At 57.8% G+C, this 18476-nt stretch carries 23 protein-coding genes; 19 read left to right on the plus strand and 4 right to left on the minus strand.

Annotated features, from left to right (window positions below; genetic code table 11):
- Positions 1–179 precede the first annotated feature (179 nt).
- Entirely contained in the window at positions 180–785 is a 606-nt protein-coding gene (locus ACV7GQ_RS06140; protein ID WP_470312643.1) for a tyrosine-type recombinase/integrase, read from the plus strand.
- A 132-nt stretch (positions 786–917) separates the two neighbouring features.
- Here the strand turns inward: ACV7GQ_RS06140 and ACV7GQ_RS06145 are convergent, their stop codons facing one another.
- Together ACV7GQ_RS06145 and ACV7GQ_RS06150 are read right to left on the minus strand one after the other, a co-directional pair.
- On the minus strand, positions 918–2261 hold the full coding sequence (locus ACV7GQ_RS06145; protein WP_470312644.1) for a glycosyltransferase: 1344 nt from the start codon (positions 2259–2261) through the stop codon (positions 918–920).
- Entirely contained in the window at positions 2203–3105 is a 903-nt protein-coding gene (locus tag ACV7GQ_RS06150; protein WP_470312645.1) for a Rossmann-fold NAD(P)-binding domain-containing protein, read from the minus strand. The genes ACV7GQ_RS06145 and ACV7GQ_RS06150 overlap by 59 nt, the downstream gene beginning before the upstream one ends.
- A 216-nt stretch (positions 3106–3321) precedes the next feature.
- Between ACV7GQ_RS06150 and ACV7GQ_RS06155 the strand changes: the two genes are divergently transcribed.
- Positions 3322–4545, plus strand: a complete 1224-nt coding sequence (locus ACV7GQ_RS06155; protein ID WP_470312646.1) for a right-handed parallel beta-helix repeat-containing protein — start codon at positions 3322–3324, stop codon at positions 4543–4545.
- A 142-nt stretch (positions 4546–4687) separates the two neighbouring features.
- Here the strand turns inward: ACV7GQ_RS06155 and ACV7GQ_RS06160 are convergent, their stop codons facing one another.
- A complete protein-coding gene (locus tag ACV7GQ_RS06160) occupies positions 4688–4945 on the minus strand; it encodes a DUF8053 family protein (RefSeq protein WP_470312647.1) in 258 nt (85 codons plus the stop codon).
- Between the two features lie 324 nt (positions 4946–5269).
- Here ACV7GQ_RS06160 and ACV7GQ_RS06165 point away from each other — a divergent pair, with 324 nt between their 5' ends.
- From ACV7GQ_RS06165 to ACV7GQ_RS06245, 17 genes are all read left to right on the plus strand, one after another.
- Positions 5270–5659, plus strand: coding sequence for a hypothetical protein (locus ACV7GQ_RS06165; RefSeq protein WP_470312648.1), 390 nt, complete (start codon positions 5270–5272; stop codon positions 5657–5659).
- Positions 5656–5925 (plus strand): hypothetical protein, encoded by a 270-nt coding sequence (locus tag ACV7GQ_RS06170; protein ID WP_470312649.1) that lies wholly within the window; start codon positions 5656–5658, stop codon positions 5923–5925. Before ACV7GQ_RS06165 ends, ACV7GQ_RS06170 begins: the two co-directional genes overlap by 4 nt.
- On the plus strand, positions 5922–7412 hold the full coding sequence (locus ACV7GQ_RS06175; RefSeq protein WP_470312650.1) for a hypothetical protein: 1491 nt from the start codon (positions 5922–5924) through the stop codon (positions 7410–7412). Before ACV7GQ_RS06170 ends, ACV7GQ_RS06175 begins: the two co-directional genes overlap by 4 nt.
- A 2-nt stretch (positions 7413–7414) precedes the next feature.
- On the plus strand, positions 7415–7876 hold the full coding sequence (locus ACV7GQ_RS06180; protein WP_470312651.1) for a hypothetical protein: 462 nt from the start codon (positions 7415–7417) through the stop codon (positions 7874–7876).
- Positions 7877–7879: 3 nt separating this feature from the next.
- A complete protein-coding gene (locus tag ACV7GQ_RS06185) occupies positions 7880–8218 on the plus strand; it encodes a hypothetical protein (RefSeq protein WP_470312652.1) in 339 nt (112 codons plus the stop codon).
- Positions 8208–8663 (plus strand): hypothetical protein, encoded by a 456-nt coding sequence (locus tag ACV7GQ_RS06190; RefSeq protein ID WP_470312653.1) that lies wholly within the window; start codon positions 8208–8210, stop codon positions 8661–8663. Before ACV7GQ_RS06185 ends, ACV7GQ_RS06190 begins: the two co-directional genes overlap by 11 nt.
- Before the next feature lies 1 nt (position 8664).
- Positions 8665–8952, plus strand: a complete 288-nt coding sequence (locus ACV7GQ_RS06195) for a hypothetical protein (RefSeq protein WP_470312654.1) — start codon at positions 8665–8667, stop codon at positions 8950–8952.
- 79 nt (positions 8953–9031) lie between these two features.
- A complete protein-coding gene (locus ACV7GQ_RS06200; RefSeq protein ID WP_470312655.1) occupies positions 9032–9412 on the plus strand; it encodes a hypothetical protein in 381 nt (126 codons plus the stop codon).
- A complete protein-coding gene (locus tag ACV7GQ_RS06205; RefSeq protein WP_470312656.1) occupies positions 9405–9881 on the plus strand; it encodes a hypothetical protein in 477 nt (158 codons plus the stop codon). The genes ACV7GQ_RS06200 and ACV7GQ_RS06205 overlap by 8 nt, the downstream gene beginning before the upstream one ends.
- Positions 9874–10101 (plus strand): hypothetical protein, encoded by a 228-nt coding sequence (locus ACV7GQ_RS06210; RefSeq protein WP_470312657.1) that lies wholly within the window; start codon positions 9874–9876, stop codon positions 10099–10101. Before ACV7GQ_RS06205 ends, ACV7GQ_RS06210 begins: the two co-directional genes overlap by 8 nt.
- Positions 10098–11780, plus strand: a complete 1683-nt coding sequence (locus ACV7GQ_RS06215) for a hypothetical protein (protein ID WP_470312658.1) — start codon at positions 10098–10100, stop codon at positions 11778–11780. The genes ACV7GQ_RS06210 and ACV7GQ_RS06215 overlap by 4 nt, the downstream gene beginning before the upstream one ends.
- Entirely contained in the window at positions 11773–12543 is a 771-nt protein-coding gene (locus ACV7GQ_RS06220; protein ID WP_470312659.1) for a hypothetical protein, read from the plus strand. Before ACV7GQ_RS06215 ends, ACV7GQ_RS06220 begins: the two co-directional genes overlap by 8 nt.
- Before the next feature lie 4 nt (positions 12544–12547).
- Complete coding sequence (locus ACV7GQ_RS06225; protein WP_470312660.1) at positions 12548–13903, plus strand: hypothetical protein; 1356 nt, start codon at positions 12548–12550, stop codon at positions 13901–13903.
- A 195-nt stretch (positions 13904–14098) separates the two neighbouring features.
- Positions 14099–14395 carry a hypothetical protein gene (locus ACV7GQ_RS06230; protein WP_470312661.1) on the plus strand — a complete coding sequence of 99 codons (297 nt, stop codon included), beginning with the start codon at positions 14099–14101 and terminating at the stop codon, positions 14393–14395.
- Positions 14392–16479 carry an outer membrane protein assembly factor BamB family protein gene (locus tag ACV7GQ_RS06235; RefSeq protein WP_470312662.1) on the plus strand — a complete coding sequence of 696 codons (2088 nt, stop codon included), beginning with the start codon at positions 14392–14394 and terminating at the stop codon, positions 16477–16479. The genes ACV7GQ_RS06230 and ACV7GQ_RS06235 overlap by 4 nt, the downstream gene beginning before the upstream one ends.
- Positions 16479–16820: a hypothetical protein gene (locus tag ACV7GQ_RS06240; protein WP_470312663.1), complete on the plus strand. Its 342-nt coding sequence runs from the start codon at positions 16479–16481 to the stop codon at positions 16818–16820. Before ACV7GQ_RS06235 ends, ACV7GQ_RS06240 begins: the two co-directional genes overlap by 1 nt.
- 97 nt (positions 16821–16917) lie before the next feature.
- The gene (locus ACV7GQ_RS06245) at positions 16918–17295 is read left to right on the plus strand and encodes a helix-hairpin-helix domain-containing protein (RefSeq protein WP_470312664.1); all 378 of its coding nucleotides are present in this window, start codon (positions 16918–16920) and stop codon (positions 17293–17295) included.
- Between the two features lie 435 nt (positions 17296–17730).
- Here ACV7GQ_RS06245 and ACV7GQ_RS06250 read toward each other — a convergent pair whose 3' ends face one another.
- Entirely contained in the window at positions 17731–18447 is a 717-nt protein-coding gene (locus ACV7GQ_RS06250; RefSeq protein ID WP_470312665.1) for a cupredoxin domain-containing protein, read from the minus strand.
- Between the last annotated feature and the right edge of the window lie 29 nt (positions 18448–18476).

An 18476-nucleotide genomic window follows, 5' to 3' on the forward strand; every position in this document is an offset into this window, starting at 1 on the left:
ACTAAAATAGAACTATTTTGTAGTGCTGTATGTGTTTTGTGTAGCTTATTGCATGTTTTTCTACAAACACGCAACCGATGGCAAGGCGCTGTCTCGAAACACGCGAATTAGGCCGTTTTGCTCGGTCGGCTTTCAGCGCCGATAGGTTGAAGTTGCATACTCTCGGGGAGGAACGTGAAATGCGAACGGAGCGTAACAAGGACGGGAGCTACAACGTCTGGATGACCCGGGACGAGTATCGCGAACTCCCGAGACGAGCGGCGACCACCCAGCGGGAGATCGCGATCCGTCTGATGGGTGACTGCGGTCTCCGTGTAGCTGAGATACTTGACGTCGAGCCCAGACACATCTCGCGGATGGCTGATGGTCGACACTACGAGCTCGAAGTTGTTGGTGGGAAAGACACGACCGGCGAATACGACGGCGGCAAACAACGCGAGACCTGGCTGCCGATCGACGCCGAGGCTATCATCAATCGGTACATCCAACAGCACGCTCTCGCCGACGACCAGCCACTCATCGACAAGTCCAAACGCACCATCCAGTACTGGGTCGAAGACGCTGCCGACGCCGCCGCCGACGAATTGGACGACGACGACTATCGACGGATCTCCACACACGATCTCCGGCGCTGCTGGGCGAACCACCTCCTCGTCGAAGAGAACGTTTCTCCGCGGATCGTGATGGCACTTGGTGGGTGGTCTTCGTACGATGCCATCGAGCCGTATCTGGCGGCGCCAACCGAAGAGAACATTATCAAGTCGATGAGCACAGTCGGGTTGTAACCAATCAACGAAAGGACTAGGTAGATGTGGCAACTTTGATTGTGAATGGTTGCTTCCTACAGAACGAATCGCTGATTGCTAGCTCGTACAATATACTTAAACTAATATAAATATTGTATACAAATATTCAATTTAATATTTTATAATTAATAGAAGGTAGATATAGGCGCTCATAGTGCCTAATGCGAGAAGCACAGAAAGAGATGTCACAGCTTTTTGTCGGAGCTGATTGAACCCAAAACGACTATCATCACCTCGGGTCAACCAACCCTGAGTATTTGCACTATACAGGGCATAGAGGTAGATCGGCGAACTGATGAACGAACTGACTGTATAAACTGGTACGTAATGAAATCGTTTTGGGTATGTTGAAAGAAACGGATACATCTTGCAGGAGCGTGAGACGAACCACCATAACAGGATAGCGGCGCTCACGAAGTATGCAGACTGCGCGAGTGACAAAGAAAAGTACAGAGGTGCCATTAAGATGGCAAAAGCAGCTACAAATCTATCAGCCGTGTAGTAAGCCAGCCCCTTCCGATCGAAGATCCAGCCCTCACAAAATGCCTTGAGATCAGATCTGATCGTATTCCGCGTCCATCGAATAGTCTGACTGATGAACTGATTCATATTCGGAGTGGCACCAATATCTATGACACTTGTTGACTGGTATATTGACCTCCATCCTGCGGCCTGGACAGCTCGAGTAAGATACTTATCATCACCAGAAATCACCTCCTTTCCGAGGAAGGTTTCTTTAGGAAGGCCGCTGATTACTGGGAGCAGTGCCTCTCGTCGATATACCGCAGTCCGTCCAGAAACACACGAAAGTGATTTAGACATGTGAGAAAGGGCTGGGTAGTCTATAGAGAATTGGAGTCGCATCTGTATCTCGTATAATTTTTGAGATATAGTGTCCTGATGACGAACCACCTGACGCGGACTGACCGCACCAACACTTGAATTAGCAAATGGTTTCAGAAATTCTCGTTTTGTATCGGCGTGCCAGTATACATCGTCATCAACTAGTGCGACAATATCACCACTCGTCTGTTTTACTCCATCAACAAGTGCCGGTCGTTTACCTGGTTTTGGGGTAACTACACAAGATATGTTCTCGTGATCCTCTGCAAACTCACGGAAGCGTCTGATCGTCTCAGTGTCACCCTTGTCGATTACAGCGATTATCTCATGAGGATTTGTTGCATGCCACGACCTGACTGCACTCATGAATCTGTTGATATCTGGTCGATATACTGGAGTAACTACAGAAACCGTTAATTCTTCAAGTTCTTTTCCGTCATCTAATGTATATGCTGAGTATCGTCGTGCAAGATACAATTTCACTGCCCATACACTCCAGCGCCAAATACCGACAAGAGCGATTGGTAGATACGCGAGTACATTTGACGGCATGTCAGTCTTCCACAATTGCTGACTGCTGTGAATCTTGATTAATATCGCCCGATTCTGCATTAATATCTCTCATAATCTTGTTCTCTATTATTGTTCCTGAAAGTTGAGGTACGATAGCCTCCCTGCGATTTACTGCCCACATTTTTAATCCCTTTGTGTCCTTCGGCAGGCAGTGACCTCCATATGGCCATCCGCCCTCAAGACCCATGTTCGGACCCATCCAGGGGCAGACCTGCCTGAATGCAGATAGAACCATCTCTGGGTCAGCTTCAGTCACACTATGTGCGAGTCGCCACATCTCATTGGCAAAAGAAATTTTTGTCGCACCGAAAGAATTACTCGCCAATTTCACGATTTCCGCCTCGGTAACGGTCAGTTCTATAAAACCGGTCACGCTCGAATTGAAGGTCTGTTTAATGATTTTCGTTGCTGTATCTGAGTTGCTTCCTATAATCATTAGATCTGTATTCTCAAGGTCGTTAACAGCTGTATCTGCGAATAAAAACTCTGGAACAACGGCGTAGTCGATTATACTGTATCTGTTAGCAATACGCTTTGTCGTACCCGGTGGCACAGTACTTCGGACAGCGACTACCTCTGGATTCTGGTTGCTGAGGGTTTTTATCGCGTCCTCAATATAGTCAGTTGATAGGCCTGTGTCCTCATTATACGGAGTCGGGACACACACGAGTGAAAGATCTGCGTTGATCTGCTTTGATGGTTTTTCTGCGCGATATCCATCCTCCCGAAGTGAATTGATTACATCCGAAGAAACATCTTTAAATACGACGTCGTGCCCCCACTCATCTAATACTTTACCAGTAGCACTTCCGACTGTACCAGAACCAATGATTTCCACAGTGACTGGTTCGTCATTCACTCTTGCTGGCGACATAGCAACCATCACTCATGGGCGGTTGGCATTGTTATCAGGATACTATTATGAGTAACATTCCTCAAAAAGACGCTTCTCTCTGTTATGTATCTTGGAAATATTAGTAACGATGGACAAATTATCGATACGTGGATACCCGATGAGTTCCAACCTGCCTCTATTATTTCTAACAGTGTGACAAATTATTAGTGATGGAAATACATTACATTCTCTGATAGGAATTGGATGAGAGAGAAAACATCTGATGAAAGAGAAGACTATCGACGGTCCTTTCTCAAATGGGGAGCGGCAGCAATAACAGGAGCCGTCGGTGGTGTATCCATATACGAGAACGCGGGTGGTCTGTTTTCACTATCCGGAAATAGTCCATCCAGCGATACACGGACCATTCAGCTATCTGCAAGGAACATTGATGTATTGGATGATGCCCTGGCATCACTCGGAGAGACTCCCGGTATCATTGACATCGGTCCAGGTATTATTGATGACATCACTGACAACGTCATCATCCCTTCAAATACCTGGCTACGAGGTGCAGGTCAAGGTTCTACAATTTTGAAATTCGCTGATAACCCTCGTCTCAACCTTGCGGGATTACTCCGAGTAGAAGGTTCTGATGTGATCGTGAGCGATATGACTCTTGATGGGAACAGAGAGAATGTTGCTCTCTCCCGCAGAAACGATGGTCAGGAGTATGGTTTCTACACCTCAGGTGCAAACAGAGTGGAAGTTCGAAACGTAACGGCTACCTCTTTCCCAGGTTATGGATTTGACCCTCACGCAAACAATGCCGTTCCATCCAAGGATATAGTGATTGATGCATGCCGGGCAACAAATAACGGCTACGATGGCCTTACCTTCGCAGGAGTTGAACGAGGGACAATCCGAAATTGCATCAGTTATGCTAATGACCGCCATGGAATAAATACGACTGATAAAGAAGGGCATCAGATAACCATTAATAACTCAACGGGCCAGGGGAACGGACGTTGTGGTCTGGTTGTGCAAAACCAAACAGACAACGTCATAATCAATGTCTCGTCCTTTCTGGATAACAATAAGGATGGCATTCGAATTGGAAGCGGAGAAAAGCCAAGTGACAATATTACAGTCTCTGGTAGTAAATTTAGCGAGAATGAGAACTATGGAATTAATGTACGGTCATCACAGCAAGTGAACATTACTACTAGTGTGTTCAATCGAGATAACAGTAGTGGCAATGCAACTGCTGAGATCGTTCTAGATGATAATGAGAGCCGATCTAGTCAATCTGTGTTAATCTCTGAGAACATTTTGAGATGTCGTGAGTCGACAAAGTATGCAGTAGAGGAACGTTTGGGAAGTGGACCTGCAATAATCACAAATAATATCGTGGAAAAAGGCAGCGGTATTCCATTTAACATGACCAATTCGGAGAGTATCGTTGAGAAGAATATAATCAGATCATGAGTCACATTTCACGACCTCTCTTTGTGTATCCGTTTGGTCGTCAGAATCGTAACTACGAATACGAAGACTATGCACAACGCTCATCCGTGTGAGATTGATACTTTCTTTATGTATTTCAACTCCCTCAACGTGGGCAAGATGATCACTCACCCTGCCGCTGCCCGAACACGTCCTCGTTGAGCAGCCGTTCGGCAACAATCCGCTGAATCGCCTCGCACTCGGACAGCTCAGGAATATCCCCATCGCACACGCGCACGGCGTACACGCGCTCTCCAAGTCGGTCAACAGTGAGGTGCGCACCATCGGGCTGGCCATCCTCATTGAGCAGCCCATCGCGTTCGAGGTCGCGCTTCGGAATCGTCACCACGCCGGACCCGTCGTGGTTTTGGAGTTTCTGCATGATCACACGCTGAGCCCACGGCATACGGCTTAAACGTTGCTACGGCTCACACAGTGTGTACACGACGTGTAGACCAGCGAGGGATATTTGGTAGCTACCGTGGTCGGGCGGGCAACCCGCGAGGAATCGCGGGCCTGTACCCCTACCCATGACCGACCACCCGTCCGGTGGCGACGAACCACCGGACAGCGCGGAGGAGACCGCGTTTCGACTGTATCGAACCGACTGGCGTAACGTCAATGAACGACGACGCGAGCGAGCCCGTCGCGAGGCGGCCGGCGCGAGCCGTGATCTCCTCGGAGAACATCCGGCTGGTGGTGGCGCGTGACTGGCGACCATCCCGGCGGACCCATCGACCCGTTCAGCGAGTACAATCTCCATGACGCCGTCGAAGGGTCGATACCGGCGAGCGAGAGCACGGAGTACCTTGGGCTCCACCTCATCAGCCAGGGATGTGGCGTAATCCATGTCCAGCCTGATGGCTACGCCGGCCAGCTTGATTCACTCGACGCCAACGACTACGACGGTGTGCTCGAACTCGTTGCCGACCTGAACTCGCTCCATCTCGAGTGGGACAACCTCCTGACCCATGGCGACCTCGAAGATAGAGTCGAGCGTGCTGGGAAGCTTATGACGAGCGACCCGGAGAAAGCAGCGGAACAGCCCAACCTGTACCTTCGAGTGCCTGACAACCCACCGGAGGTCGACGCGTGAACGACCGCGCCACTCTCGTCCATCTGGCCGGCTACGCGACCATCGCATCGATTCTTGCGACGGCGGACTGGGCCGGCCTGTCGGCAGTGCTGCTGGCACTCCCGCTCGTGCTGGGAACGCTGTGGGTCGCCGGTCAGCAAGGCGCCCGAAGCGCCATAGACCGAGCGAAGGCCGACATCGACCACCCGACACCGTCGACGGCGACGGACGGCGGCACCGACCAGACAGCTACGGGTAGCGACCGGAACCGCCCACACAACGAATGAGACGCACGATACTCGCGGTATTCCTCACCCTGACGGTAATTGCATCGCCCATCGCCGGCACCGCGGCGGCGGCACCCGGCCTGAACTTCTCCTCGGAGAAAGCACCGAACCCGACCGCTGTCGAGGACGAACTGGTCATCAACGAGTGGGACAACTCGGAGATGTCCTCGGCGATACAGTACTACAACGACTCCGGTGACATAACCGAACTCCCGGCGACGGTCAATCAGTCCCAGGATACACCCGTTGGCGTCCGCTTCGACCAGATCGACGCCGACGCATACCACCTGTTCCCGCGCATCGACGGAGAGAGCGCGAACTCGGCGAACTGGACCGTCGCATCGGACTGGACGACGACAAGCGGAGCGTCCTCGTCCATATCGGTCAGCGATGCTGACGCCGACGGCATCGACAAACTGCAATTTGCGGCTACCGTTGCTAGCGGAGAGACCGCGACTGGGGCGTACGCCGATAACGTCTCCATCACTAGCGACCCGAACAAGCGCGTCCTCACGACGGTCTTGAACGTGGACACGCTTTCGGGAACTGCGGAGATCCGGGCCGTCGACGCCGATGGTGACTACCGCTACGCCGAAATCAATGGTTCGGCTGATGCCTCGGCAGACGATATCGTTGCGAACAGCACTGGCAACGGCATCGTGTTCGCCGAGAAACTCTCGAACCTGCCGCTGGCCGGCAGCGGTGACGGTTCATTTGACGGTATCCAGCAAGTCGAGATCGTCGGCGTCGACAACGATGTGACGGTCACCGTCGCCGGCCTTGACCTCGACAAAAAGAGCGAAAGTGAGCTGGCGGAGATCGAGCGCGACACTGACGGTGACGGCGAGCTCGAGACGACGACGGCCACGAACTACTACGAGGGCGGCGTCGTGAACATCACCGGTCTCGATACGCTGGGCGGCATCTACGACGACGCGGTCATCAACGACCTGCACGTCTACGACGTCCAGTACCAGCTCTCGGATATCTCCGACGACGAGGAGTACTCGACGAACATCTCGTCGGCGGACGACTACAACTACCCACAGAAGCTGGAACTCTACGCGGATATGCAAGTACCGTCGGCCATCGATCTGAGCCACGGCACGATCACGCTGGAGTTCGAACAGGGTCTCGTCGAGTCACGCTACGCCATCGCCGACGTGGCGACCGGTGCCGACACGACCGAGGCGTTCGGTAACCTCACCGACCAGGACGGCGCCTACACGAGCGTCACGGACTCGTTCGGCTCGCAGGGCTCGACGGCGACGTTCGTTGCCGACGTCAGCGCTGACACGAATTACCGTGTCCACATGGTCATCCTCTACCAGGACGAGGAGATCGACACGATCCAGCAATCGCTGGCTGGCGGCCCGACTGGTACGTCCGTTGGCTTCTTCTCGACGCTGTGGGGCCAGGTCACTGGCGTCGTGGCCGCCATCGCTGGCGCTGTCGGGTTGAACCGACTGGTTCGCGGAGGGTCCTGACCGTGTCCGCGTCCGGTGCGGGCGGGCCACGTGTCCGCCGCCTGTTCGACCGGGCCGCCGACGCGGACAGCATCGGCGGTATCATCTTCCAGTTCATCGGCGCGGTGTTCTTCGCCATCGGGTCGGCACTCGCGAGTGGCGTCCTCACGCTGGCGGACGTGTTCATCATCCCGACCCAGACGTTCATCCGCGAGGTCGGTGGCCTCATCAGTTCGATCATCGGTGGCTCGGCACGGATCATCAACTTCGGGGCTATCGCCAGTGCAGTATCGATCGGGCCTGGTGGCCTGTTCGCCAGTCCGCTCTCGTTCGTGTTCGGTATCGGTATCGTGCTGCTCGGGTTGTACGTCGTGCTGGCGTACGTCAGCGAAGAGGACACGACGAACTTCTTCCCGCTCATCGGGACGGGGCTCGACCTGCCGACGCCCGGATTCATCGACGCCGAAGAGGAGGAAGAGGGATAGTTGATGGTCAGCGCCAGCGACTTCGTCGAGAACGCTTCGATCCGGTGGAGACGCCTCGCAATCGTGCTGTTCGGGGCGAGCGTCTTTGCGTACGCCGAGGGGTTCGTTGCGGCGTTCCTGTCGCTGGTCGATATCCCGATCGCGCTGCTAGCAGGATACACGGACTTTCTCGCCCGTGCGGTCAGTATCGTCTACGGTCTCCCGAGCGTCATCATCGACCAGGGATTCGCTGCGGCGGTCCCATACGTCCTCGAGGCCGGGTTCGCTGGCTTTCTGGTCGCACTCGGAATCGTACTGGTGACGCTGTTCCCGATTGCGTGGGTGGTGAACCGTGTCGGGTAGTCGTGATGAACTCACCACGCGCGAGCTGCTGAAGACGCTGGCGCCGCTGGCGAGCGTCGCACGAGTGCTCGTCCGCTTCGGCCGCGACCCAGTCGGGTTCGTGGCGACGATCATCTCACTGTATATCGTGAACGGCTTCCTGAACCTGGGCGCGTTTGCGGCTAACAGCATCCTCTCGGCGTTTGGAATCGTCGTCGGGTTCTTCGACGGCATTCGCATCACGCTGGTGCTGGCGTTCGGGAGCATCGGAATCGACCTGCTCGGGGCCTACGCCACGGTTCAGCGGACGGTGGCTGCCATCGTATCGACCGCCGGCCCGGCTGCACCAGTCCTCGCCGTCGGGTTTGCCGCGGTCTCGCTGTATGTCGGCTACCGTGTCGGCATCGCACTACTGGGCGAGGTCCCCATCGGGAGTAGCATCGTCGACTTGCTGGGGCTGAGATAGCATGCAACGACTCAAACAACTCGTTGTGCACCCGCTGACGGCGCTCGCCGTCCTCGTGAGCGCGGTCGGGCAACTGAGTATCGGCTGGATAGAGCCAGCCTGGGCGCTTATCTCGACGACGTCCGGCTACTGGTTCCCAGCAGTCGCGACAACCGCGACGACGCTCATGCCGGAAGTCGGCTACGGCGCACTGGGAACGAAGGTGCTCGTCGCTGCCGCCATCGTGTTCGTCGCCGTGCAAGTCGATCGCCTCGTGGATCGGGTGCAAACGTTCTTCGACAACAGATGAAACGACACAACCACACGAAACGCACGGACCGACTCCCCTCGCTCAGAGGGCGCACCACTCGCCGGCCTCGAGGTGGGCCATGCCACTAAACGTGTTAGCGGGCATCGGCGTGTTCGTCGCCATCCTCGGCACTGTTGTCCTCGCCCGCTTCGGTGTCGCCTACGCCCGCAGCGACGATCTCGCGGTTTCGTGGGACCGGACGATGAAGTGGGTGACGGCCGTCGCGATGGCCGTCGGTGCGGCCGTCTCGGTGGGCCTCGTCCAGTTCGGCGACCTCATCGGCATGGCCGTCGAGTTCGTCGTCACACATCCGTACTTCGTGACCAACCTCGGCATCACGGGTCTCGGTGCGGGGGCACTCTCTGGCCTGTTCACCATCAGTACGTCCCAATTCGTCGGTATTGCGTTCCTGCTTGTTGGGCTGGTGTTCCTCGTCGTGGAGGTGGACGACTATGTCTGACCTCGTCGATGTCGACAGCGTCCAGCTGTCTGACCTCTCGCTCGGTGGCTGGCTGGGTCTGGCTATCGGACTTCTCGGCGCGTATTGGACTGTTGATGCCGTCGTGAGTTGGGCGCTCGCTGGCGGTGACGTACTAGCACCGTTGATCGGGGGCGTCGTCGCTGTCGTGCTCGGCGTGGTGCTGGCGTACGACAATGGGCGACCGGAATGTGAAGCGACGTGCGATGCGTGCGGTGAGCACATTCGGTCGCAGTCAAGTCGTGCCGGCCTCAGCGAGTACGTTGAAGTTCACGCCTCGGGGACACCCCGCCGGGCCCGGCTCGGCCCAGTATCGGTTGTCACGGAGCGGTCGATGGGCGAGTGGGTCTACTGCTCGGGTGAGTGTGCAGCCGCCGACGCCGAGAGCCGCATCCTCGTCGACCATATCGAGACCGAAGCCGTCCGAACGGCGGAGGTGACGGATGACTAAGCCGTACTCGCTGGCGACGGTTACTCACCCACAGGTTGCACCCGAAGCAATCACGACACTCGCCAGCCTCGGTGCGGCGGCGTACATCGGTGCGGTCACGGCCGCGGCTGGTCAGTACGTACTGGCCGGGTTCGCACTACTCGTGACACTCGGCTTGCTCGTGGCACTGAAACGGGTCGACAGACGCGCTCGGTACGTTGAGGACCTACCCACGACATGAGCCGGGCACCCATCGCGATGTTGGCGCTGGTCGGGGTGCTGGTCATCTCGCCAGTCGTCGGGGCCGTCGACGCACAGGCGACCACCGAGACAGCCGGGAACGCCAGCGCCAGCGACGACACCAGCATCACCCTCGACGACCTTACGAAGACGGGACCGCGACAGGCGAACTCACCCCCGAGCGTCCGCATGGGGGCCGACCAGTTCTTCTGGGTGGTCTACTGGCCGGCCGACAACCCCTTCGCCAATCCAGGCGCAACCGATAGCGGGGAGTACCTGCCGCCAGGCCACACCGTCGGCCGGAACGCCGTCTATCTCCGCACCTGGACCTACGAAGACCAGCAGGAGACGGTCCACGTTGCCTACTGGGAGAAAGGCCAGCAAACGGTCCAGCGGGGAAATACGACTACGACCATCCCAGTCGCGAGGAACGTCACGCACGTAACGCACACCGTCACGTTTGAGCGAGGGCGGCCAACGGTGAAGATCCCGCTCCGCCAGCACGACGAGGAAGTGCGCGTGACGATGTGGATCGAGGGCAAGGAGTACGCGCGATGGGCCAACTTCGGCCACAAGAGCATCGCGACCACCCAATCGGTGGACATCAACAGCGCTGGAGACTACATCGCCTCGGTCATTGTTGACTTCCTGCTGATAATCGTCATCGGCGGATTCGCCGTCGGCTGGGTGTGCAAGTGGGCACTCGACGAAGCAGGTCGAGGGCCGGGATATGGCTATACGCCGTGGATATTCGCCCTCTCGCTGGGGACCGGACTCGGTGGGCTGCTGTTCTTCGAGTCACTCGCGAATCTCGTCGTCAACGCCCAGTACGTCGTCTCACTGTACGTCGTGGCCCTGTTCGGGATTATTCTCCTCGAGACGTACACGAGCGGCGTCAGCAAGGCCGGGTTCGTCCGGCCGACGCTTGAATACGCGACGAGTCCTACCGGCGACGATGCGTTCGACATCGTCGACGTCGATGTAGAAGAGGAGAAGATCGTCCGCAAGCCTGACGGCACGGTGTTGGTCGTTAAAGCTGGCCTGTTCCCGTTCCTCGCACGTGTGTTTGGCAAGAGCGCCGAACTGAAGAACGTCGAACAGCTCCGGACACGAATCACGGTCAACGGCAATTGGGATGAGATGTTCATCGCGGATCCTGAATCGCCGGAGGTCCTGTTCTACGAAGCGGAGGGCTGGACACTCGATTGGCCGCCGCTCGACCGGATGCATACCGGAGAGTGGCTGGCAATCGTCTCGGCCATCGGAGTTGCGTTCGGGTCTGTATTCCTTGGGTACGCGTCAGCGATGCCGGTCACCGGCGTTACGACGGCCGGCCTGCTGGTGTGGCTGGCGACGCCGACCGATGGCAAGGCCGCCGTGCGACCGGCCCCGGTCCATATCCGGACGGCGTTCGCGACGATGCTCCAGTTCACCGAGGACGTCGACGACGCGAAACGATTTCGCGAAGTCAAGGACCAGCTCGACAGCGAGCGCATCAGCAAACAGCGCGACGTCGACCGCGAAGTCGCTGACCACGACCGCACGCTCGTCGAGGGGATGCTCGATCCCGAAGAGCAGGTCCCGGCCGCTGTCGATGAGGACGACGTCGACGACGAAGTAACCGACAATCGCCGCGAGAGTGACCCACTCGGCACTGGGGAGGTGGCCGACGATGACTGACGCCGAGGTCCCCAAACCGTATCGGCCGGCGCTGGTCACACTCACTCAAGACGTCCGCGAACTCACGCAGGAACTCCAGCACGGATTGGCTTCGGAAAAGCGCGTGCTGACGTGGCTGCAAGAGATGACGATCCGAACGCTGGGGCGGCTGGACCGCACCGTCTATGCGGATATGACCCGGCAGTTCCGTGGCCCACAGGGTGTTTTACTGGCTGCGCTGCTCATTCCGAGCAAGCGTCGAGGCCGGATGACCGACCTCGATGACGACACGGCCAGACAGCTCCGAGGTCGATTGCTGGCTCACTACATCCATCCGGCGCATCGTGATGCGTTCCGACGCCTCCGCGGCGATGCGACCGAGTACATCGACGCGGCCGACGACGAGGACGCTCACGAGGCGACGCGCCAGCAGTTCGTCGCGATGCGGCCGGCTATCTCCGAGTTAGAGGAGTGGCAACAGCGCTCGCTCGGGTCGCTGCTCGAGGGCTTCGATGAGCGGTCGGAAGTGCTGGACTGGGGCCACGACGTGCTGTTGGCGACCCACGGCGAACTCGACAAGGAGTGGATCACACGCGTCTATCGCGAGGAATCGACGGTCGCAGTGCTGACCGGTGACACGGAGACGGATGCACAGGCCCGCCGCCTGTTCGCGGCGCATTATCTGCTACCGATGTTCCGGCGTGGCGTCCGTGAGCTGAGCGGCCGCGCAAAGGAGAGCCCGGACATCGGGCAGCCAGACGACACGGAGCCACCGGACTGGTGATACGATGAGTTCGTTAATTGACCCGAAAGCCGATACGCAGGCGAAGATTCGAGCACAGCTACGCGAGGTTACAGAGCCACACGAGACGTCATGTCAAGCACTCGGCGACGTAGAGGCGCCCAATCATAATGATGGGGAGGAGCTACACCGCCAGTTCAACATCCCACCACTGCACAAATACCTCGCTTCAGCCGCGCGGAACGACGCGGCCGTGGCGAAGTTCCCACGAGCGTTCGTCGACGCTATCGTTCACACTGACGAACGAGATCTTGAGTTCCTCCGGGAACTAGCAGGGAAAGTCGATTACGACTTCCGTGACCCGAATCCCTCACACGAGGCACTGGAGCGGTACCCTCGGTACAGAGCAAAGACACTGGAGTGGATCGCAGACGATCCCAATCGCGTACAGGACATCCGTGCTGTCGGTGGCACTGACCTGTTCGCCCATGGTGAGCCCGGCGGCGGCAAGACGACGCTGGCGCTGTCACAGGTACTCTGGCGGATGGAAGTCAACAACGAGACCTGCATCTGGGCCGAATCCGTCGACGAGTCCGGCACGAACGAGCGGACCGAGTGGCTGTCCTTGGCACCGTTTGCTACGCTCGCGATACCCGAGGGCATGGGCACGCGCGTCCGTATCGTGCCCCAGAATGTCACCGTCGAAGAGTTCGAGGTACGGCCCGAGGACATCGCTCGGGACGTCATCCGGTATGAGTCCGTTCAGGACCTCATGTCCCAGTTGCTGCCGGGGCAATTCTACGTCGTCTTCCCTGACCCGCTGCATCGGGGCTGTCGCGAGGTTTCGAAGTTCAACTACTTCGACTACCGCGAGGTGACGCCTGCCGACGACAACGGTCCGAACCAACCGACTGACGCCGACCAGTGGTGGTTCGCGTTCGTCGCTCACCGGATCTCCGGTGACGTGTTCCCGCATCCGACGTTCATCAACTTCGACGAGGCGGGAAACCTGCTGGACCCGGATGCTCAGAAGGACGTTCACGAGCACTACGACAAGCTCCGCTGGTTCCGCAACAAGTACGCCGACGCTCGGAAGAAAGGTGTCTCGTTTGGCTACCAGGCCCACGCCCTGTCGGAGGTCCACCAGTTCGGCCGGCAAAAGATCCGCTGGCGGTTGACGATGAACGGCAACAAGCCGCCAATCGGCCGGACGCTACCCGGTGACCGCTCCTGTCCGCTAAATACGGATCTCACCTCCGATATGGATGCAGGTGAGGGCGTCGTCTGGAAAGCGCCACACTTCGCGCCCATCAAATGGCCGAATCTGAAGGCGCAGGCCAAACTCGACGCCGAGGTCAGCATCGACTTTCGAAACTGGCAGGAGGCGGTTGGCGGTGTCTGAGCAAGTCGCTGTTCGCTCAGAAAAAATTGAAAAATCTGAGCAGATTCGGCCCACGGTTCGAAACACAAAATCGGGGCCGAGCGCCCGTCTCGCGCCGATCGGTCTGTCGGCTTCACACGCGCGCGTGCTTCAGATAGGACACGAGGGGGTCCCCCCGTGTGAGCGCACGCAGTACCGCGGAGGTGTGGTCGCGTGATGGCTGTCGTCTACGAACTCGTGCGAGGCCTCCTCGAACTGTTGGCGAGTCATGTCGGCGTCGAGGGCATCGCTATCGGCGGATTGGCGGCGGTCGTCGTCGCGTTGTGGTACCTGCGAGAGGCCGCGGACGTGTTCGTCGTCCTCGCTCGGTACTCGCGGGTCGCATCGCTCATCGGGTTCATCGTCCTCCTGTTGCTGGTCGTTGGCTCGGTGACGGGCATTCTCGAACTCGAAGGCACCGGCTCACTCGTCGAACAACTGCAGGACGCAATCAGTGAGGTAGACAACGTATGAGAGACAGTACAGCTCGCGGTTCGTCGGATAGTTCTGAAACAAACGCGTCGAGAATACGAACTCGCGTACTGGCGGTTGGGCAGGCGATGCTTGTGATTGTCGCTGTCGTTGGCGTCGTCACATCGCTCGCCGCTCAACCGGCTGCGGCGGCCCAATATGCGAACAGCGAGATCGTGTTCGTCGGCGAGGGCAATAATGGCAAACAAGTGACGGCCCTGGACCCAGCCGACGGGTCGGTACTCTGGCAAACAGGGACCGACGATAACGTGGAAGTCGTTCAGCGGGGTCCTGACAACGAGTTAGTGTATGCTGGTACTGGCGCTGGGACACTGTACGCCATGTATGTCGCGAATGGAACGATCAAATGGCAAGACAGTGTGATATCTTCCAACCTCTACGGCATCGCGGTCGACTACACTGGTGAGAGGGTGTACGTCGGTGCCGCCGGTGGTGGTGTCATTCGTGCGTTCGATTCCCAGAACGGGGACCGACTGTGGAAGACAGACTACACCGATCTATCCGCAATCTCGAGTGACGGTGGAATTGATTCGCTAACGGTCGATGAAAACGAAAGTCTGTACGTTGCTGCTGGAGATAGCACTGCTGACGGTTCCTCGGCATATTACCGAGTGGACGGAACCGATGGCTCAGTCTTGTGGGAGGACACTTCGACTCAGTTCTACAATATACAGTACAAGAGCGGGTACCTGTACGGTGGGACATCTAACGGTAATCTCAAGCAGATAGACCGTACTGACGGGTCCATCATCAATTCATTCGGTGTCTACGGAAATACGCTGAACTTCGTCTCCACAACGCCGGACGCGACTGATATCTACACTGTCGGTGACGGTTCGGACCTCAAGCGTCTAAATCAAGATGGCAGTGTCGTCTGGAGTGTCGGGACCGACTCCTACAGCCCGGTTGAGGGGAGTGTCGAAGGCAAGCACGTGTTTGTGGCGACCGACCAGAGCGTCACGAGGTACGACGCAGAAACTGGGAGTCAGGACTGGTCGATATCCACTGCTGGCTACACCAACGCGATCGACACCGGCTATATGTACGGCCCGTCGGCCTCAGTTGTCGCTGGGACCGTCAGTGGGCCGGATGGAAACCCAATCGAGGGTGTGACCGTCAAGACGGATACTGGGATTTCGACGACAACCGACTCGTCAGGACAGTACTCCTTCGAACTGCAGGACGGAACGTACACGATCACGGCCGACTCTGACACGTACGGTACCCTCTCGAAAGATGTCGAGGTTGCTGGCAGTGACGTCTCAGGGATTGACTTCGGGTACGGATTCGCGATGGAGTTCGGTATCGATGACCGCACCGATGGAAAGCTGTTCGCCGACGATCCGACACTCTACACCGAGCGCCCCGACGGTTCAGTGTCGGTGACGTCGTTCAACCATAACACGAAGGCGTTCGTCGGGCTGGCAGACGGCAAGACGTACAATTTCACGATTGTAAGCGACGAACCAGCGGTATGGGAGGCGAAGGGATTCATCGCCGTCGGCTCCATTCAGTCGGCGACCTTCGTGATCAAGTCGCCAGCGTTCACCACTACAGCGACGGCGACGAACGGCACGACGACGCCGACACTAGATGAACGTCTGGACGTCCGGTTCAATGAACTGGAATCGTCGCTCGCTGGTGATGGAACAGCCGTCACGGTCCGGTCACCGGAACCCGTTGAAGAGATCGAGTACGTCATTCGCGATGGGAACGGTACTGCAGTCTACAACGATACCCGTGAGTTCGATGATCCCACCCAGTACTACCAGGGCCGACTCTCGGATAACATCACGAACAACGCCTCGGAGATAGAGAACCCTACGCTGGATTACTCGGGCACGTTCGCGAACGGGACGACGTTCAACGGGACAGCAGATCTCTCGGGACTGCTCGATAGCGGAGGTGCGTTCGGCCCGACCGGTACGGGCGGCGGTGGAGGCGGATCTGCTTCGACGCTCGTGGGCGTGGGCCTGCTGGCCGGTAGCGCGTATCTGGTCTATCGACGCTTCGGCGATGGAAACCTCGGACAGACGGTCTCGAACGTCGTCGGGAGGGGCCGTTGATGGCGAACGGCACTGTGTTCGCGAAGCTCGCGACCGTGCTGCTGGGTGCGGCGCTGCCCATTGCACTGGTCGGAAATCTCCTCGTGGACGGATTGGCACCGGTCGCGATCGGCGTCGCCCTCGCAGTGGGCGGCCTCGGCATGGTCATGCTGGACTCGGTCGCCGCGTCGACGCCAGAGAAACTGCTGTGGGTCCTCGGCGTCGGCTTGATAGTCGCACCTGTCGCCGCGGGGAACGTCCCGCTCTTGCCTGCGGAGGTACCGGCGGAGACGATCGTCGCCGGCTTGGTCCTTCTGATCGTCGCCTACGCTCAGCGTGTCCGGGAGGTCGACGTACCGTGAGCACCCCGTTCGAGGTGCCACTCGTGGCGTGCGTGAGGTGTGCGGCCGACCAGTCGACGGACTGGTGTCCAGCGTGTGGTCGTCGACGTACGCAGATATGACCGACCTCGGGCCAACCCTCCTCGTACTCTCCGTTCTCGTGTTCGTCGTCGGCCGCTCGTACGAGATCGTCTCAGACTGGCTGGAGTCCAACGAGGCGGACGTGTCGCCGGTCGACGAAGCGCATCAGGCGTATCTCGACGACGAGATAGGCGAACAGGAACTCGAACGGCGGCTGGGCATCCTCGTTGACGACCGGGCGACGACGATTCGGGACATGTGCGACGACGTCGACGGCATCGGCGAGGAACTCTCTCGCGACCTCGCCGACGAGTTCGACAGCGTGGCCGACCTCCACGCCGCCGACTGCGAGCGGCTTCAGGAGGTCGACAGGATCGGAGAGACGCGGGCGAAGACACTGCAAGACGAATTGTAGCTGGGGTAGCACTGCAAGTCCCGAACGACATAGTTCCGATCATGGTCGACAGCGAGTTCCGAGCGAGAGTGCTGCGGGTCCTCCGGCTGAACTCAACGGGGCCGACAGACGGTGTCAGTCTTAGCGGATTCAAAACAGGACTCTGTGCTGCCTGTGAGAAACCGAACCGAGTAGAGGAAATCTGGAGGAACTCATCGAGGAAGGTGTAGTCGACTACGACGGCGAGAAGCTCCGACCGGTGGGTGAGTAAGTAACACACCAGATTGTCGAGTGTTTTGAGAGCGAATCTGTTGATGTGCGAAAATCCTCTGTTCTGGTGCAGATCGTCGTTTAATACTCGTTCATCTGGGCTGTAACTACCGTTCGGTACATCTGCATATTGTGTATGGATTGATTCTCCCTTCGAGCGGGGCACACAGGGGTTCTCGGTTTGTTTTATGGGTTGAGTACGACCACTGTTCCTCGCATCCAGAGCTGATGTAAGAGACACAGATATGGGTACTCTCCCGGAGTCTCGAAGGTGTGGACGAATGGCTTGTCGGGAAGAATATCCCCTTCTCGCCCTTTCCTCCAGCCATCCAATGCGGCCTCTGCGGAATCGAAGCCGCCACTTGCAAAGTACTCCCCATCTTCCGGGAATTCTCTGTCTGCACCTTCGGGAATAACATCGCCGCCGGCCTCGCCAGTGACTGAGTGGGCGATTCCTGTACCGTTCACCCAGCCAACGCTATCGCCCACTTGAATATGCAATGACTCTGGATAATACTCGTGCACACCCATCCCGACGACGTGATCAGTATCCGGTTGGACTACCTCCGGGGGTGACGGAATCTCACCTGATTCTGTCCGAACGACGATGGTTCCAGCCATCGTGTCCAGATCTTCGTGTGGGATACAGCAGTAGTAGAAGTGCCCAGGCGTGGTGAATGTGTGTTCGAATCGGTCGTCCGATTCGAGTATCCCTGCCCGAAGGTCTTTGCCCCGCGCGGCGGTTTCAGAGGCAAATCCACCGCTTGCAAAGTACGCTGCCTCGTCTGGAATCCGTTCTTGGTATGCGGTGACGGTATGACGAAAAGAACTGCTATTCCACCAGGTGACTGTCTCACCTGGGTTGATGACGAGGCGTGACGGGCTGAACGAACGGGGTTCCATTCCGACACGGGGCTTCGGTGGCGGCCCAC

It is taken from the genome of Haloarcula sp. MBLA0163 (genome assembly GCF_055632435.1).

Excerpts from the sequence above, each read along its gene's own strand:
- ACV7GQ_RS06150 (WP_470312645.1), bottom strand. The coding sequence starts at position 3,105 with ATGGTTGCTATGTCGCCAGCAAGAGTGAATGACGAACCAGTCACTGTG.
- ACV7GQ_RS06195 (WP_470312654.1), top strand. The coding sequence starts at position 8,665 with ATGCAACGACTCAAACAACTCGTTGTGCACCCGCTGACGGCGCTCGCC.
- ACV7GQ_RS06250 (WP_470312665.1), bottom strand. The coding sequence starts at position 18,447 with ATGGAACCCCGTTCGTTCAGCCCGTCACGCCTCGTCATCAACCCAGGT.
- ACV7GQ_RS06240 (WP_470312663.1), top strand. The coding sequence starts at position 16,479 with ATGGCGAACGGCACTGTGTTCGCGAAGCTCGCGACCGTGCTGCTGGGT.
- ACV7GQ_RS06155 (WP_470312646.1), top strand. The coding sequence starts at position 3,322 with ATGAGAGAGAAAACATCTGATGAAAGAGAAGACTATCGACGGTCCTTT.
- ACV7GQ_RS06245 (WP_470312664.1), top strand. The coding sequence starts at position 16,918 with ATGACCGACCTCGGGCCAACCCTCCTCGTACTCTCCGTTCTCGTGTTC.
- ACV7GQ_RS06210 (WP_470312657.1), top strand. The coding sequence starts at position 9,874 with ATGACTAAGCCGTACTCGCTGGCGACGGTTACTCACCCACAGGTTGCA.
- ACV7GQ_RS06235 (WP_470312662.1), top strand. The coding sequence starts at position 14,392 with ATGAGAGACAGTACAGCTCGCGGTTCGTCGGATAGTTCTGAAACAAAC.
- ACV7GQ_RS06205 (WP_470312656.1), top strand. The coding sequence starts at position 9,405 with ATGTCTGACCTCGTCGATGTCGACAGCGTCCAGCTGTCTGACCTCTCG.
- ACV7GQ_RS06215 (WP_470312658.1), top strand. The coding sequence starts at position 10,098 with ATGAGCCGGGCACCCATCGCGATGTTGGCGCTGGTCGGGGTGCTGGTC.
- ACV7GQ_RS06160 (WP_470312647.1), bottom strand. The coding sequence starts at position 4,945 with ATGCAGAAACTCCAAAACCACGACGGGTCCGGCGTGGTGACGATTCCG.
- ACV7GQ_RS06230 (WP_470312661.1), top strand. The coding sequence starts at position 14,099 with ATGGCTGTCGTCTACGAACTCGTGCGAGGCCTCCTCGAACTGTTGGCG.
- ACV7GQ_RS06220 (WP_470312659.1), top strand. The coding sequence starts at position 11,773 with ATGACTGACGCCGAGGTCCCCAAACCGTATCGGCCGGCGCTGGTCACA.
- ACV7GQ_RS06140 (WP_470312643.1), top strand. The coding sequence starts at position 180 with ATGCGAACGGAGCGTAACAAGGACGGGAGCTACAACGTCTGGATGACC.
- ACV7GQ_RS06225 (WP_470312660.1), top strand. The coding sequence starts at position 12,548 with ATGAGTTCGTTAATTGACCCGAAAGCCGATACGCAGGCGAAGATTCGA.
- ACV7GQ_RS06200 (WP_470312655.1), top strand. The coding sequence starts at position 9,032 with ATGCCACTAAACGTGTTAGCGGGCATCGGCGTGTTCGTCGCCATCCTC.
- ACV7GQ_RS06145 (WP_470312644.1), bottom strand. The coding sequence starts at position 2,261 with ATGCAGAATCGGGCGATATTAATCAAGATTCACAGCAGTCAGCAATTG.
- ACV7GQ_RS06185 (WP_470312652.1), top strand. The coding sequence starts at position 7,880 with ATGGTCAGCGCCAGCGACTTCGTCGAGAACGCTTCGATCCGGTGGAGA.
- ACV7GQ_RS06175 (WP_470312650.1), top strand. The coding sequence starts at position 5,922 with ATGAGACGCACGATACTCGCGGTATTCCTCACCCTGACGGTAATTGCA.